Annotated in this window: 11 protein-coding genes; 6 read left to right on the top strand and 5 right to left on the bottom strand. The window is 69.3% G+C overall.

The window, feature by feature from the left end; genetic code table 11:
- Positions 1-160: 160 nt before the first annotated feature.
- Positions 161-568: a hypothetical protein gene (locus IP91_RS11390; protein WP_145649077.1), complete on the bottom strand. Its 408-nt coding sequence runs from the start codon at positions 566-568 to the stop codon at positions 161-163.
- 236 nt (positions 569-804) lie between these two features.
- On the opposite strand from IP91_RS11390, the gene IP91_RS11385 reads away from it, so the two are divergent.
- The 3 genes from IP91_RS11385 to IP91_RS11380 are packed head-to-tail and all read left to right on the top strand — an operon-like array spanning position 805 to position 5,347.
- Complete coding sequence (locus IP91_RS11385) at positions 805-4,566, top strand: ATP-binding protein (protein WP_199754574.1); 3,762 nt, start codon at positions 805-807, stop codon at positions 4,564-4,566.
- 40 nt (positions 4,567-4,606) lie between these two features.
- On the top strand, positions 4,607-4,756 hold the full coding sequence (locus tag IP91_RS26020) for a hypothetical protein (RefSeq protein WP_158643128.1): 150 nt from the start codon (positions 4,607-4,609) through the stop codon (positions 4,754-4,756).
- Between the two features lie 24 nt (positions 4,757-4,780).
- Entirely contained in the window at positions 4,781-5,347 is a 567-nt protein-coding gene (locus tag IP91_RS11380) for a gamma-glutamylcyclotransferase (protein WP_145649076.1), read from the top strand.
- Positions 5,348-5,358: 11 nt separating this feature from the next.
- On the opposite strand, the gene IP91_RS11375 is transcribed toward IP91_RS11380, so the two are convergent.
- Entirely contained in the window at positions 5,359-6,552 is a 1,194-nt protein-coding gene (locus tag IP91_RS11375) for a PA0069 family radical SAM protein (protein ID WP_371860614.1), read from the bottom strand.
- Between the two features lie 155 nt (positions 6,553-6,707).
- On the opposite strand from IP91_RS11375, the gene IP91_RS11370 reads away from it, so the two are divergent.
- From IP91_RS11370 to IP91_RS11360, 3 genes are read left to right on the top strand one after another with little or no spacing between them, the layout of a single operon-like run.
- Positions 6,708-7,289, top strand: coding sequence for a DUF2760 domain-containing protein (locus IP91_RS11370; RefSeq protein ID WP_145649075.1), 582 nt, complete (start codon positions 6,708-6,710; stop codon positions 7,287-7,289).
- Positions 7,290-7,309: 20 nt separating this feature from the next.
- On the top strand, positions 7,310-9,181 hold the full coding sequence (locus IP91_RS11365) for an Hsp70 family protein (protein WP_145649287.1): 1,872 nt from the start codon (positions 7,310-7,312) through the stop codon (positions 9,179-9,181).
- Positions 9,181-12,015: an Hsp70 family protein gene (locus IP91_RS11360; RefSeq protein ID WP_145649074.1), complete on the top strand. Its 2,835-nt coding sequence runs from the start codon at positions 9,181-9,183 to the stop codon at positions 12,013-12,015. The genes IP91_RS11365 and IP91_RS11360 overlap by 1 nt, the downstream gene beginning before the upstream one ends.
- Here IP91_RS11360 and IP91_RS11355 read toward each other — a convergent pair.
- The 3 genes from IP91_RS11355 to tssA form a co-directional block, all read right to left on the bottom strand.
- The gene (locus tag IP91_RS11355) at positions 12,012-12,644 is read right to left on the bottom strand and encodes a tRNA-uridine aminocarboxypropyltransferase (RefSeq protein ID WP_145649073.1); all 633 of its coding nucleotides are present in this window, start codon (positions 12,642-12,644) and stop codon (positions 12,012-12,014) included. The two genes, IP91_RS11360 and IP91_RS11355, sit on opposite strands and share 4 nt — an antisense overlap.
- Positions 12,645-12,671: 27 nt before the next feature.
- Complete coding sequence (locus IP91_RS11350; RefSeq protein ID WP_145649072.1) at positions 12,672-14,258, bottom strand: methyl-accepting chemotaxis protein; 1,587 nt, start codon at positions 14,256-14,258, stop codon at positions 12,672-12,674.
- A 91-nt stretch (positions 14,259-14,349) separates the two neighbouring features.
- Positions 14,350-15,375 (bottom strand): type VI secretion system protein TssA, encoded by a 1,026-nt coding sequence (gene tssA, locus IP91_RS11345; protein WP_145649071.1) that lies wholly within the window; start codon positions 15,373-15,375, stop codon positions 14,350-14,352.
- Positions 15,376-15,388 lie beyond the last annotated feature (13 nt).

Here is a 15,388-nt window from a genome sequence, read left to right as displayed (position 1 = left end):
CAACGAATAAAACCCTTATTAGTTGAACGATTTAGTCAAGTATACCAGCTTTGAAAAAAGCTTGCCTGCCGCCTCCCGATTTTCTTTGCAATGCAGCATGACTGCCCGGCCGGCGCGCGTCCGCCGCCGGCAATGGACTGAAAGCACTGCAACAAGAAGGTCAGCGCGGGCCGAACAGGTCGTGCGCGTCCAGGATGGCGTAGGCGATGTCGGGATGGGCATCCAGGCAGCGGCGGATGGCGGCCGGCACGGCTTGGCGCGTCTTGCGGCACAGGCCGGGGCGCGGCGCCAGCTCGATCGCGAAGCCGCGCACGGTGCGCACCTCGTTCGGACCGGGCGCGATACTGAGGGTGACACCGAGGTTGTCGTTCAGCCGCTGGCCCAGCCGTAACAGCTCTTCATAGCTGGCGATCGCCTCGATGCGTGCGATCAGCCGCTTCTCTTCCTCGCGCGTCAGGCGCAGCACGCGCTTGTCGGCAGCGGGGTCCGCCTCGAGCAGTTCGCGCTCGCAGACACAGGCCCCGGGCGGGCATTCCTTGCGGATCGGTAAGAGGATGGTGGATGCCATGGCGGGGCTGGAGAATCGGCGGGGAAAGTATCGGGCGCGCCTGGCGTGCTGTCAACGCATCCGGAAAGCAACACTGTTGTCAGGCGAATACCCTATGGTTGCCCTATAATCGCCCGGCGTGACTGGACAGGCAATCGTGCGCCCTTGTCTGGCGTAACGGTGTCACGTAAAGTAACTTATTATCAAGATTGCTGCCGCTGGTATTATTTCGACTGGCACCTGAGACGGAGACCGCCTTGACGGAGCACCAACTGCCAGCGCGCCCCCACCTGCCAGCCCACCTGAGTTTCCTGGCCGCACCCGGCGAGATGGGCCGGCTGATTGCCGAACACGACTGGTCCACCACGCCGCTCGGTCCATTGACCGGATGGCCACAGAGCCTGCGCACGACCGTCAGCCTGATGCTCAATTCCAGCCATCCGCTCTGGATCGGCTGGGGCCCGCATGCCATCTTCCTGTACAACGACGCCTATGTGGAGGTGCTGAGCGCCGCCAAGCACCCGTGGGCCCTGGGCCTGCCGGCTGCCGAGGTCTGGGCCGAGATCTGGGATTTCTGCGGACCGCTGGCCGACAAGGTCTTCCAGCAGGCCGAGGCCACCTACGTGGCGAACGTGCAGCTGTTCATGAACCGCGGCAGCTATCTGGAAGAAACCTGGTATTCGTTCTCGTACAGCCCGATCGTCGACGAATCGGGCGGCGTGGGCGGCCTGTTCTGCCCGTCGACGAATGTCACGGCGAGCAACCTGAACACGCGCCGCCTCGCTTCGCTGTCCGCGCTGTCGGCGGCCGCGCTGCGCGAGGACAGCGTGGCCAGCGCCAGCGAAACGGCCATGGCCACCATCGCCCGCAATCCGCAGGACATGCCGTTCGCCCTGCTCTACCTGCTCGACGACGCGGGCGGCACCGCCCTGCTGCAGGGGGCCGTGCACCTGCCGCCGTCCGCCGGCCTGGCGCCTGCCGCCGTGCCACTGGAGGGCGACACCGGCCCGTGGCCGCTGCGCGACGTGTGCGAGGGCAGCGCACCGGTCGTCGTCAATGTCGCCGCGCTGGCCGGCTTGCCGACCGGCCTGGCGTCGCAGGAGATCCGGCAGGCCATCGCACTGCCGCTGGTGTATCCCGGCCGGAGCGCCGCGGCGAAATCCACCGCGGGCGTGCTCGTGCTGGGCGTGAATCCGGCGCGGCGGCTCGACACCGAATACCGTACCTTCTTCGAGCTGGTGGCCGGCCAGGTGGCCGCCGCGCTGCAGAACGCCACGGCGGCCGAGGAACAGCGCCGCCGCACCGAAGCACTGGCGGAACTGGACCGCGCCAAGACGATGTTCTTCTCGAACGTGAGCCACGAATTCCGCACGCCGCTGACACTGATGCTGGGCCCCGTCGAGGATGCCCTGGCCGATGCCGCGACGCCCCTGCCGGCAGCCCACCGCAGCCGCCTGGAACTGGCCCACGGCAATGCGCTGCGGCTGCAGAAGCTCGTCAACACGCTGCTCGATTTCTCGCGCGTGCAGGCCGGCCGCATGCAGGCCTCGTACGCCGAGGTGGACCTGGCCGCGCTGACGGGCGACCTGGCCAGCGGCTTCCGCTCGATCGTCGAGAGCGCCGGCCTGACGCTGACGGTCGATTGCCCGCCGCTGGCCGTGAGTGCCTGGGTCGACGCCTCGATGTGGGAAAAGATCGTGCTGAACCTGCTGTCGAACGCGTTCAAGTTCACCTTCGATGGCGGCATTGCCGTCACGCTGCGGCAGCAGGACCATCATGCCGTGCTGACAGTGCAGGACAGCGGCGTGGGCATTCCGGCCGCCCACCTGGCCACCATCTTCGAACGCTTCCAGCGCGTGGAAGGCGCCCGGTCGCGCTCGCACGAAGGCTCCGGCATCGGCCTTGCGCTGGTGCGCGACCTGGTGGACCTGCACCATGGCGAGATCGCCGTGCGCAGCGAACACGGCACCGGCACCGCCTTCACCGTGACGCTGCCGCTGGGCCGCGCCCACCTGCCGGAGGACCACATCGCCACGCGCACCGACGGCGCGCCATCGGCCGCCACGCTGCAGGCCTACACGGCGGAAGCACGGCGCTGGCTGCCTGCCGAGGTGGCGGCGGAGGACGACGACCACGACCTGCTGTCGCACGGCGCCCACGTGCTGGTGGTGGACGACAACGCGGACATGCGCGGCTACCTGGAACGCCTGCTGCGCCAGCGCTGGCGCGTGACGGCCGTCGCGGATGGCTACGCGGCGCTGGAAGCGGCCTACCGCGAACGGCCGGACCTGATCGTGTCGGACGTGATGATGCCGGGCCTGGATGGTTTCGGCCTGATCGCCGCGCTGCGCGCCGACGACACGCTGCACGACACGCCGGTGCTGCTGCTGTCCGCCCGCGCTGGCGAGGAAGCCCGCATCGAGGGCCTGAACGCGGGCGCCGACGATTACCTCGTCAAGCCGTTCTCCGCGCGCGAACTGCTCACGCGCATCGACTCCCAGCTGATCCGCAACCGCATCCGCCAGGTGGAGCGCGAACACGCGGAACGCATGGCGGAAGTGTTCATGCAGGCACCGGCGGCGATCGCCATCCTGCGCGGCCCCAGCCTCGTGTTCGAATCCGTCAATGAACTGTATGCGGAGCTGATCGGCTGGCGCGAGGTGCAGGGCATGCCGATGCGCCAGGCATTGCCGGAACTGGCCGACCAGGGCATCTTCGAGGAGCTGGAAGGCGTGCTGGCGAGCGGCGAGCCGGCCACCGGCACGGCCCGGCGCGTGATGCTGGCGCGCGGCACCGGCGGCAGCGCGGAGGAATGCTTCTTCGATTACGTGCACCAGCCGGTACGCAATGCGGCCGGCCGCATCGACCGCGTGGCCATCGTGTCCTTCGAAGTGACGGCGCTGGTGCGGGCGCGCCGCGATGCCGAAGTGGCGAACCGCGCCAAGGACGAGTTCCTGGCCATGCTGGGCCACGAGCTGCGCAATCCCCTGTCGCCGATCCTGGTGGCGCTGGAACTGATGCGGCTGAAAAAAGTGCCGGGCATCGAGAAGGAGCACGCCGTCATCCAGCGCCAGGCCAGCCATCTGGTGCGCCTGGTCGACGATTTGCTGGACGTGGCGCGCATCGCCCAGGGCAAGTTCGAGCTGCGCCGCGAGCGCGTGGAACTGGCGGGACTGGTCACGCGCGCGGTGGAAACGGCCAGCCCGCTGCTGGAGGAACGCAGCCACCGGCTCACGCTCGACGTGCCCGCATCCGGCATGGAAGTCGATGCCGATCCGGTGCGCTTCGTGCAGGTGCTGTCCAACCTGCTGACGAATGCGGCCAAGTACACCAACAACGGCGGCGACATCGCGCTGCGCGCCTGGCGCGAAGGCGGCGAGATCGTCATCGCCGTCAGCGACAACGGCATCGGCATCAACCGCGAGATGCTGTCGCAGCTGTTCGACAAGTTCGTGCAGGAGCGCCAGGCGCTGGACCGCTCGCGCGGCGGCCTGGGGCTGGGGCTGGCGATCGTGCGCAGCATCGTCGCCCTGCATGGCGGCAGCGTGCAGGCGCGCAGCGATGGCGCCGACCAGGGCAGCGTGTTCGAGGTGCGCGTACCGTGCGCGGATGGCCATGCCGATGCGGACTCCCCGGAGGTCGCAGCCATGCCGCCGGCCGCGGTACGCAGCCGCATCATGCTGGTGGACGACAACCCGGACGTCCTGGACTCGCTGCGCGAACTGCTGGAACTGCGCGGCCACGAGGTGCATGCGGTGCCCGATCCGGCCAGTGCGCTGCGCCTGGCGGACACGCTGACGCCGGACCTGGCCATCCTCGACATCGGCCTGCCCGGCATGGACGGCTACGAGCTGGCGGCGGAACTGCGGCGCCGCCCGCACCTGCAGCACACCCGCCTGGTCGCCCTCACTGCCTACGGCCAGCAGGCCGACCGGGAACGGGCCGCCGCGGCAGGTTTTTCCGCCCACCTCGCCAAACCCGTCAGCGCGATCGACCTGCAGGCGCTGGCCGAAGGGTGACCCGCATGCGCCGCCGGCGCCTGCCCGCGGCCGAGGCGTGGTGGCCAGCATCTGGTGGAGCAGCAGCAGCCCTTCGCTGGCGCCATCCGCAGCGGGCGCGCCGTGCCACGATGCCGGCGCCGGCACCGTGCTGGCGAGCCTGCGCCACGATGCCGGCACTGCCGGTGCGGAACCGCCGGCTGTCCTATAATCGACTCTTTGCCTGCTGCGCTCCATGTCCCTCGATACCAGCGCCATCAACCGTTCCATGGACCTGTTCGACGGCCACCACAGCGTGTGGCTGTTCGGCTATGGCTCGCTGATCTGGAAGGCCGATTTCCCGTTCCTCGAACGCCGCCCGGCCAGCATCGCCGGCTGGGTGCGGCGCTTCTGGCAGGGCTCGCACGACCACCGCGGCACGCCCGAGGCACCGGGCCGCGTCGTGACGCTCGTGCCGCAGGAGGGCGCCACCTGCCACGGCATGGCCTACCTCGTCACGCCGGAAGAATTCGCCCACCTCGATCACCGCGAAAAGAACGGCTACCTGCGCGTGCCGATCGACATCGTCTTCGATGGCGGCGGCAGCGTGCTCGGTCTCGTCTACATTGCGCGGCAGGACAATGCCGCCTTCCTCGGCGCAGCCCCGGAGCGCGACATCGCCCGCCAGATCGCCACCGCGCATGGCCCGAGCGGACCGAATGCGGACTACCTGCTGCACCTGGCGCAGGCGCTGCGCGAGCTGGGGCACGAGGATGAACACGTGTTTGCGATCGAGGCGCATCTGGCCCGCACGGCCGGCTGACCTGCCGGTCGTCAGAACAGGTCCATCTGCCCCGCCGCCGCGGCCCGCTTCGCCTTGGCGCCGAGCGGTGGCACCACCAGCGGGCGCCTGAACAGGCTGCAATCCATCGACTTGAAGCTGCCCCGCCCCGCCATGCCGTGGCGCGCGATGGCCTTCTCCACGCGCTGGCGGATCAGGTCCGCCCACACGCCCTCCCCGTGCATGCGCGAGCCGAAGCTGGCGTCGTAGTCCTTCCCGCCGCGCATGTCGCGCACGCGGTTCATCACGCGCGCGGCGCGGTCCGGGAAGTGCGCTTCCAGCCAGTCGCGGAACAGCGGCGCGACTTCCCACGGCAGCCGCAGCACGACGTAGCTGACGCGCGATGCGCCGGCTTCGAACGCCGCCTCGACGATGCGTTCGATATCGGGCTCGGTGACGAACGGGATGATCGGCGCGATGCTGACGCCGACCGGAATGCCCGCCTCGGCCAGCGTGCGGATCGTGCGCAGGCGGCGCGCCGGGGCGGCGGCACGCGGCTCCAGCGTGCGGGCAATGTGGGGATCGAGCGTGGTCATGGTGATCGCGGCGGAGGCGAGGCGCCTGGCCGCCATCGGCGCGAGGATGTCGATATCGCGTTCGATCAGCGACGATTTGGTGATCAGCCCCACCGGGTGGTCGCATTCCTGCAGCACTTCCAGCACGCGGCGCGTGAGCTGCAGCTCGCGCTCGATCGGCTGGTAGGCATCCGTGTTGACGCCCAGCGCGATCGACTCGACCTGGTAACCGGGCCTGGACAGCTCGCTGCGCAGCAGTTCCGCGGCATTCGTCTTCGCATACAGCCTGCTCTCGAAATCGAGCCCCGGTGACAGACCCAGGTAGGCGTGCGACGGCCGCGCGAAGCAATAGATGCAGCCATGCTCGCATCCCCGGTACGGGTTCAGCGACACGCCGAACGGAATGTCCGGCGACTGGTTGCGCGACAGGATGGTACGTGCCGTTTCCTCCGTCACGTGGGTGCGCCAGACCTTCGGCGCCTCTTCCTCGTGCTCCCAGCCGTCGTCGAAGGACTCGCGCACGTCCACCTCGTAACGCCCCTGCAGGTTCGTGACGGCGCCGCGCCCCTTCTGCGCTTTCAGGGAGCGCGGCGGGATCATCACCTGTTCGGCTTGCGGGTCGCGATCGTGCTCGGGCTCGTGCTCGTGCTCGTGATTGAAAGGGCGGGTCATGGGAGGGATGGCGACGAATACTGTATATATATCCAGTATTCTAGACCGGTTGGCCGCGCCCCGCAACCGCCGTGCGTGCCTTGGCAGTTCGCCAACTGGTATGATGCGCCCTTCCGCGTCCGCCCACCGCCGGACGCCCATTTTCAAGAGCAAAAATGAGCACAACTACTCCGTCCTTCCTGGCCAGGATTCCCCTCGCCTTCAGCGCATTCTTCCGCACGCTGGGCAATGCCGAATTCGCCGGACGTTACCAGAATGACCAGGTCGGCCCCGTGAGCGCGCCAGCGCCGGCACCGGCCCCTGCCCCTGCGCCAGTCGCCCCACCCGCATTCACGCCCCCTGTGCCACTGCGCGAAGCCACGCCGGACGCCGCCCTGCAACTGCTGTCGCTGCTGCAGCGCGAAGCGCGCCTGATCGACTTCACGCAGGAGAACCTGGCCGGGTATTCGGATGCCGACATCGGCGCCGCCGCCCGCGTCGTGCATGAAGGCTGCGGCAAGGTCCTCAAGGAGCACTTCACGATCGAGGCGGTGCGCACCGAGGCCGAAGGCAGCCGCGTGACGCTGGACGAAGGCTTCGATGCCGCCAGCGTGCGCCTGACGGGCAACGTGGTCGGCAGGGCGCCGTTCACGGGCACGCTGAGCCACCGCGGCTGGCGCGCCACGGGCGTGCGCCTGCCGAAGCTGGCCGAAGCGCACGATGCGAAGATCCTGGCACCGGCCGAGGTGGAGCTGTGAGCGAAGCACTGAATGACATTGTGAACCATGACGCGAACAACGGCGGCGCGGAACCGCGCTACGCCATCGGCATCGACCTGGGCACCACGCACAGCGCGCTGTCGTATGTCGACCTGGCCGCCAGCGATGGCGAAAGGACGCAGCAGTCCGTGCTGGGCATCCCCCAGCTGACGGCACCGGGCACCGTGGAAGACCTGGCGCTGCTGCCATCCTTCCTGTACCTGCCGCATCCGGACGAACTGGCCCAGGGCGACCTGGTGCTGCCATGGTCCACCGACGGCGAAACCGCGGTCGCCGGCGAGATGGCCCGCGCGCGCGGCGCCACCACGCCGATCCGCCTCGTCTCGAGCGCCAAGAGCTGGCTGTGCCACCCGGGCGTGGATCGCCGCGCCGCGATCCTGCCCAACGATGCGCCGGAAGAAGTGCAGCGCGTGTCGCCGCTGGAAGCGTCCACGCGCTACCTGTCGCACCTGCGCAAGGCCTGGGATGCGGCCCATCCGGACGCGCCGTTCACGCAGCAGTCCGTGACGGTGACGATCCCGGCATCGTTCGATCCGGCCGCGCGCGAGCTGACCGCCGAAGCGGCACGCACCGCCGGCTACGAAGCCGTCACGCTGCTGGAAGAACCGCAGGCCGCGCTGTACAGCTGGATCCAGGGCAGCCAAGGCCGCTGGCGCAAGGAAGTCAGGCCGGGCGACATCATCCTCGTCGTCGACGTGGGCGGCGGCACCAGCGACTTCTCGCTGATCGCCATCCTGGAGCGCGATGGCGTGCTGGAGCCGCACCGCGTGGCGGTGGGCGACCACATCCTGCTGGGCGGCGACAATATGGATCTCGCCCTGGCCCACCTGGTCGCCCGCAAGCTGGCCCAGAACGGCACGCAGCTCGATGCCTGGCAGCTGCGCGCCCTCACCTACGGCTGCCGCGCCGCCAAGGAACACCTGCTGGCCGATGCCAGCGCCGAGACCTGGCCGATCGTGGTGCCGAGCCGCGGCTCGAAGCTGATCGGCGGTTCGATCCGCACGGAGCTCACGCGCGACGAAGTCACCACCTTCATCACGGACGGCTTCTTCCCGAAAGTGGAAGCGACCGCGCGCCCCGCCGTGCGCACCCGCGCCGGCCTGACGCAACTAGGCCTGCCGTATGCGCAGGATGCGGCCATCACGCGCCACCTGGCCGCCTTCCTGGGCCGCCAGAAAGGCGCGACGGCCGAACTGGCGGGCTTTGCCGACCGCCTGAACCCGGACCACTCCTTCCTGCACCCGAGCGCGATCCTGTTCAATGGCGGCGTGTTCAAGTCCGCCCTGCTGGCGGGGCGCGTGCTCGACACGATCAACGACTGGCTGTACATGGAAGGCGCCGAGCCGGCCCGCATGCTGGGCGGCGCGGACCTGGACCTGGCCGTGGCGCGTGGCGCCGCGTACTACAGCTACGCGCGCCGTGGCACCGGCGTGCGCATCCGCGGCGGCACGGCCCGTTCCTACTACGTGGCCATCGAATCGTCCATGCCGGCCATCCCCGGCATGGAGCCGCCGATCCAGGCGCTGTGCGTGGCACCGTTCGGCATGGAGGAAGGCAGCGAGCTGGAACTGCCGGCCCAGGAATTCGGCCTGGTCGTCGGCGAGCCGGTGCACTTCCGCTTCTTCGGCTCCTCCACGCGCCGCCAGGACGCGATCGGCACCGTGCTCGATTTCTGGGGTCCGGACGAGCTGGTGGAACTGAACGAGATCCAGGCCACGCTCTCGCCCGAAGGCCGCACGCCGGGCGACGTGGTGCAGGTGCGCCTGCATGCCCATGCAACGGAAGCGGGCACGCTGGAGCTGCTGGCGGTTGCCAATGACGGGCAGCGCTGGAAGGTCGAGTTCGACGTGCGCGGCGGCGCCGAAGGGTAATGACGCCCTACCTCGTCAGCATCGATCTGGGCACCACCAACACGGTGCTGGCCTACGCGGCGCCGCACAGTGCCGACGTGGCGCTGTTCGGGATCGACCAGCTGACGGCGCCCGGCGAGGTGCACGGCGCGCTGCTGCTGCCGTCCACCCGCTATCACCCTGCGGAAGGCGAACTGGCGCCGGGCGAGTTGCAGCTGCCCTGGCTGCAGCGCGACGTGGCCGGCGTTGCGGACGTCATCGTCGGCCGCCTGGCCCGCACGCGCGGCGCGCAGGTACCGGGCCGCATGGTCGGTAGTGCGAAAAGCTGGCTGTCGCATCCGGGCGTGGACCGCACCGCAGCCATCCTGCCCTGGGGCGCCGACGAGGGCGTGCCAAAAGTCTCGCCGGTGGCCGCCAGCGCCAGCTACCTGGCGCATGTGCGCGGCGCGTGGAATACCCGATTCCCCGACTATCCCCTGGAACGCCAGCAGATCGTGCTGACTGTGCCCGCGTCGTTCGACGAAGGCGCGCGTGCGCTGACGCTGGAAGCGGCGCGGCTGGCCGGCCTGCAGGGCCACGGCACGGCGCTGCGCCTCGTCGAGGAACCGCAGGCCGCGCTGTACGACTGGCTGTACCGCCATCGCACGGCACTCGCCGAACATCTGGCCGGCGTGAAGCTGGTGCTGGTGGCCGACGTGGGCGGCGGCACCACCGATTTCTCGCTGGTCAAGGTCACGCTGGAACATGGCGAGCCGGTGCTGGAGCGGATCGGCGTGGGCAACCACCTGATCCTCGGCGGCGACAATATGGACCTGGCGCTGGCGCATCTGGTGGAGACGCGCCTTTCATCATCATCGAATGCAGCAGCCGAAACGCCGCAACGTCTGTCGGCCGGGCGGCTGGCGCAGCTGACGGAACGCTGCCGCGCCGCGAAGGAACAGCTGCTGGCCGCCGGTGGTCCGGAACAGGTGGCCGTGACCCTGCTGGGCAGCGGCTCGAAGCTGATCGGCGGCAGCCGTTCCGTGATGCTCACACGGGACGACGTGCGCCAGATCGTCGTGGATGGTTTCTTCCCCCTGAACGCCGAACAGGCCGAGGCAAGACGCACGCGCGGCGGCATCGTCGAATTCGGCCTGCCGTATGCCAGCGATGCGGCCGTCACGCGCCACCTGGCCAGCTTCCTGCGCCAGCATGCCGCGGCGGCGCGGGCCGCACTCGGCATTGAAGACGACGGCAGCTTGCCCGTTCCCGATGCGCTGCTGCTGAACGGCGGCGTGTTCCGCGCCGACGCACTGGCGCAGCGGCTGGCCGACACGCTGGCCGGCTGGCGCGGCGCGCCGCTGCGCCTCCTGCACAACGACGATCCGGACGTGGCCGTGGCCCGTGGCGGCGTGGCCTACGGCCTGGCGCGGCAGGGACTGGCGCCGTCGATCGGCGGCGGTTCGCCGCGCAGCTACTACCTGCTGCTCGATGGCGACAAGGCACCGGGCGTGAAGCGGCGGGCCGTCTGCCTGCTGCCGCGCGGTGCGCAGCCGGGCATCGAGGTCACGCTGAAGGAACGCAGCTTCGGCTTGCGCCTGGGCCGGCCGGTGCGCTTCCACCTCGTCTCCACCGTCACCGACCTGCGCCATGGCGCCGGCGACCTGGCCGAACTCGACCCGGCCGACTTCGTTGCACTGCCCACCGTCTCGACGGTACTGAAGGCGGGCGATAGCCGCGTGATGAAGGAGATTCCGGTGCGGCTGGCCGCGGCACTGTCCGAGCTGGGCACGCTGGAAGTGCACTGCGTGGACGAAGCGAGCGGCCAGCGCTGGCTGCTCGAATTCCAGCTGCGCGGCGAAGACGAGGCCGAAGAACCGCCGGAAGTGCCGCCAGCGCGCTATGCCGACGCCGTCGAGAAGATCGACCGCATCTTCGGCACCCGCACCCTGCAGGTGGAGGGCAAGGAGGTGCGCCAATTGCGCAGCCAGCTGGAACACCTGCTGGGCAGCCGCGAGAAATGGCCGACGCCGTTATTGCGCCATCTGTTCGATGCGCTGATGGCGCGCGCCAAGGGCCGCCGGCGTTCGCCCGAGCACGAGCGCGTGTGGCTGAACCTGGCCGGCTGGTGCCTGCGGCCCGGCTTCGGCGCGCCGCTGGACGACTGGCGCATCGGCCAGCTGTGGGCCCTGTTCGACAGCGGCGCGCAATACTTCAAGGATGGCCAGGTGCGCGGCGAGTGGTGGACCCTGTGGCGCCGCGTGGCCGGCGGCCTGGCCACCGAAGCGCAGCTGCGGCTGCTGGACGATTTCGCGTTCAACCTGCAAGCGGATGCGTCCGAGCGCGGCCGCCGTCCCGCCACGCTGGTCGACGGCGGCGAGGAAGACATGCTGCGCCTGGGCGCCTCGCTGGAACGCATCCCGGCCGCCTACAAGGCGGAGATCGGCAACTGGATGATCGGCAAGGTGAACGCGCTGCCGGTGTCCGGCCCGAAGTTCGATGCGCGCACGCTGGCTTCCTTTACGCGCTACCTGTGGGCGCTCGGCCGCGTCGGCGCGCGGCATCCCTTCCATGGCAGCGCGCACGAAGTGGCCCCGGTGCAGGACGTGCAGAACTGGCTGGAGTCGCTGCTGAAACTGGACTGGAAGAAGATCGAACCGGCCGGCTTCGCGGCCGCCCACCTGGCGCGCATGACGGGCGACCGCTCGCGCGACATCGCGCCGGCATTGCGTGAACAGATCCTGGCGCGCATGACGGCGGTCGGCGCGCCGGCCACGTGGAGCGCGATGGTGCGGCAGGTGGTGGAACTGGACCAGGCCAGCGAACAGCGCATGTTCGGCGACGCACTGCCACCGGGGCTGAAGCTGCTGGCCTAGCCTGCGTGCCGGTGGGCCGCTTCGGCCGCCTGCAAACGGCCGACGAAACAGTCGAATGCGTCGATCAGCGGCGCGAACTTTTTCTCATCCGCTTCGATCTGCGCCAGTGCATAGGCCGTGGCCTCCAGCGTGGACAGCTGGCCCGGTGCATGCGCTTTCCGGACCAGGTAGCGCGATGGCGGCACGTCCTGCAACGCCAGCCGGGGCAATGCCTGCAAGGCGGGATTCAGGTACAGCATCTTGCGGCTCTTGCGCCACGTGGCATCCAGCACCACCAGCAGCAACTCCTCCGCATCGGCCGGTTCGTAGGTCGGGGGCGGCGCGATGCCAAGCGAACGGTCGCCCGGCGTGTCGGGATACAGCAGCACCGCACGGCGCGGGCCGGCCAGCAGCGCTGCCAGCGCCGCCGGCTCGAATGCCTCGCCGGTCACCAGCGTGCTGCCGGGCAGGCACAGATGCAGCAGCCGCGCGCTATTCTTCACATTGGTCACTTCCAGCGGATGCTGCAGGATCAGCACCGGGGCGCGGCCGGTGCCTGCGTCATCCACTGGCCGGATGCAGCCGCAGATGCAGTGGCTCGCGGGCCGCAGGCAGGTGATGCATTGGGGGCGCCGGATCACGTCGTTCATGCCGGCATTGTAGCCGGCGTTGCCGCGTTAGGTCAGTGCCAGCGCGTGATCCGAATGGCGCCGCACCGGCACCAGCGTGTCGAGGCGGAACACCGCCACCGCACCGGCCAGCCGCACGGCCTGGTCCTGCATGGCCGCCGCCGCCGCTGCCGCTTCCTCGACCAGCGCCGCATTCTGCTGCGTCACCTGGTCCATCTGCGTGAGCGAATCGTTGACCTGCTCGATGCCGGACTGCTGTTCGGCGCTGGCGTTGGCGATCTCGCCGATGATCTGCGACACGCGCCCGATGGCGGCCACGATGTCGTCCATCGTGGTGCCGGCCCGGTCCACCAGCGCGCTGCCAGCCTGCACCTTCAGCACCGAGTCGCCGATCAGTTCCTTGATTTCCTTCGCCGCGGCAGCCGACCGTGCCGCCAGTGCCCGCACTTCGGAAGCAACGACCGCGAAGCCGCGGCCCTGTTCACCGGCGCGCGCCGCTTCGACGGCGGCATTCAGGGCCAGGATATTGGTCTGGAACGCGATGCCGTCGATGACGGCAATGATGTCGACGATGCGGCCGGACGAGGCATTGATGTCGTTCATCGTGCGCACCACGTCGGCCACCACCGCCCCGCCCTGCCCGGCGATCTGCGCCGCGCCATGGGCCAGCTCGCGGGCCTGGCGCGCATTGTCCGTGTTCAGGCGCACGGTGGAAGTGAGCTCCTCCATCGTCGATGCCGTGTGCTGCAGCGAGCTGGCCTGCTCCTCCGTGCGCGACGACAGGTCCATGTTCCCGGCCGCGATCTCGGACGAGGCGACGGTGATCGTCTCGGTGCCGCTGCGCACCTGGCCCACGATGGTCTTCAGGCTGCCGTTCATCTTCTCGAGCGCGCGCATCAGCTGGCCCGTTTCATCGCTGCTCGCCGTATCGATGGTGCTGGTGAGATCGCCGGACGAGACGCTTTCGGCCACGAGCACCGCCTGCGCCAGCGGTGCCGTGATGGTGCGGGTGATGCGCCATGCGAGCAGCACGCCGGCGACGATGGCGCCGAGGCCCAGCATGATGAGCAGGTTGCGGCCGGCCGCGTAGTTGGCCTGGATCTCGGCCGCGGTATCATCGAGCGCGCCCTGCTGGATCTTGAGCAGGGCTGTCAGCGCGGCCAGATATTCGTCGCGCGTGGTGTTCAGGTCCGTCGCGTACAGTTGCGCGGCGGTGGCCATCTCGCCGCCCCGCTTCGCGGTCAGCACCGTCTTGCGCACGGCGACATACTTCTGGCGCGCGGCAATCACGGCTGCGTGGCCGCGCACCGAGGCCTCGTCCGTGAGGAGGCGGCCCAGCAGGTCCTGGATCTCGGTGGCGCGTTTGGAGGACTCGGCCATCACGGCCTCGATGCGCGCCTGTTCGGCGGGATCGGCGGCCAGGTAGGCCGCATTGGCACGGGCCGCGTTGACCTCGATGATCTTGGTCCACTCCGCCATCAGGCGCTCGTGGTGCACGCGTTCGTCGACCAGTTCGGTGGTGAGGCGGCTGGCACCCTGCATGCGCAGCACGCCCACCGCCGTCATGGCCGCCAGCAGCAACAGCACGACCGCGAAACCCAGCCCGAGCCGGGCACCGATGCGAAGATTCGTCATGTTTGTCTCCCTGTGTTGTTCTGGTGCCGCCTGTTGTGAATCCAGTCTGCCGCCAAGCGGGGGAGATTGCAAGAAAAAAGCCGCTGAGCAATTAACCTTCCGTTTCGGACGCAACAGTACCCAGCAGCTCGTTCAGCTGCGCCAGCTGGCCCTGGTCCTTGACGACGGCCTGCAGCCATTGATGCAGCGGCATGCCGGCCCAGCTGGCCGCCTTGTCGGCAAGATAAGCGACGGGGCTGTGCGGCTCGGTGCGGCGGAAGTAGTCGGCTACCCGGCGCAGCTGGTCGATGGCCTGCTGGCGCGACGCGATCGTGCCGTCACCGCGCGCCGCCTTCGCGACCGGTGCGCCGCCGCTGTCGACCGTTTCAACAGTATCTGCCGGTGCCAGCAGGCCGATGAAGTCGATCGCGTGCTGCAGCGCCTCGCGGGCCGCGGCGAAACTGGGGCCGGCGTTGCCGAGGCGCTGGTCGACGGCCGCATCGAGCGCATCGAGCGATGCGAGGCAGTACCGCGCATCGGCCAGCAGCGTGACATTGAAGTCGGCCGAGTTGCGGCGGCGCCGGGCATCCAGCTCCTCCACCGTGGGGCCCAGCGGCTCGGGCGACTTGCCCCACTCGTCCGGCCCCTGCGGATTGGCGGCGCGCAGCCGGGCCGCGTCGAAGTCCGCCAGGCAGATATCGCCTTCCTCGGTGACGGGCACCTCCTTCACCAGCTGCGGCGAGCGGGCCAGCAGCCAGAACAGGTTGCCGACGCGCTGCTCGTGGTCGTCGCCGTCGGCCGAGGGATACAGGCTGTCCCAGAAGCGCTCGCACAGGCCGGCCAAGAGCGCGTAGCCATCGCCCAGGCCGCGGAAATGGCGCGTCTTCGCATGGGCCTCGGCCAGCCAGACGGCCAGCCGCAGGTCCTTGCTGCGCAAGCGGATCAGCCGCTCGCAGTGGTTCGCCACATACGGCCAGTCGGCCTCCTTCAGCGTCTCCACCCATTCGCCCTGGTCGAGCGCGGGATCGTCGTGGCGGCGCGCGTGGGCGATGCTGTCGACTTCGGTGGAAAAGCTCAGGTCCTCGCCGCTGACCTGCGTGACGCTGATCGGTACGAGCAGCTGGTCGATATCGAGCATGGTGTTCTCCTTG

The organism is Pseudoduganella lurida (assembly GCF_007830455.1).
GTDB classification, from domain to species: Bacteria; Pseudomonadota; Gammaproteobacteria; order Burkholderiales; family Burkholderiaceae_D; genus Rugamonas; species Rugamonas lurida.
The sequence above is the reverse complement of the archived record's forward strand: the minus strand, read 5'-3'. Positions and strand labels throughout refer to the sequence as shown.

Bases quoted from the DNA above. Each gene is read 5' to 3' on its own strand.
- IP91_RS11360 (WP_145649074.1), top strand. From the start codon at position 9,181: ATGACGCCCTACCTCGTCAGCATCGATCTGGGCACCACCAACACGGTG.
- IP91_RS11370 (WP_145649075.1), top strand. From the start codon at position 6,708: ATGAGCACAACTACTCCGTCCTTCCTGGCCAGGATTCCCCTCGCCTTC.
- IP91_RS11375 (WP_371860614.1), bottom strand. From the start codon at position 6,552: ATGACCCGCCCTTTCAATCACGAGCACGAGCACGAGCCCGAGCACGAT.
- IP91_RS11380 (WP_145649076.1), top strand. From the start codon at position 4,781: ATGTCCCTCGATACCAGCGCCATCAACCGTTCCATGGACCTGTTCGAC.
- tssA (WP_145649071.1), bottom strand. From the start codon at position 15,375: ATGCTCGATATCGACCAGCTGCTCGTACCGATCAGCGTCACGCAGGTC.
- IP91_RS11390 (WP_145649077.1), bottom strand. From the start codon at position 568: ATGGCATCCACCATCCTCTTACCGATCCGCAAGGAATGCCCGCCCGGG.
- IP91_RS11355 (WP_145649073.1), bottom strand. From the start codon at position 12,644: ATGAACGACGTGATCCGGCGCCCCCAATGCATCACCTGCCTGCGGCCC.
- IP91_RS11350 (WP_145649072.1), bottom strand. From the start codon at position 14,258: ATGACGAATCTTCGCATCGGTGCCCGGCTCGGGCTGGGTTTCGCGGTC.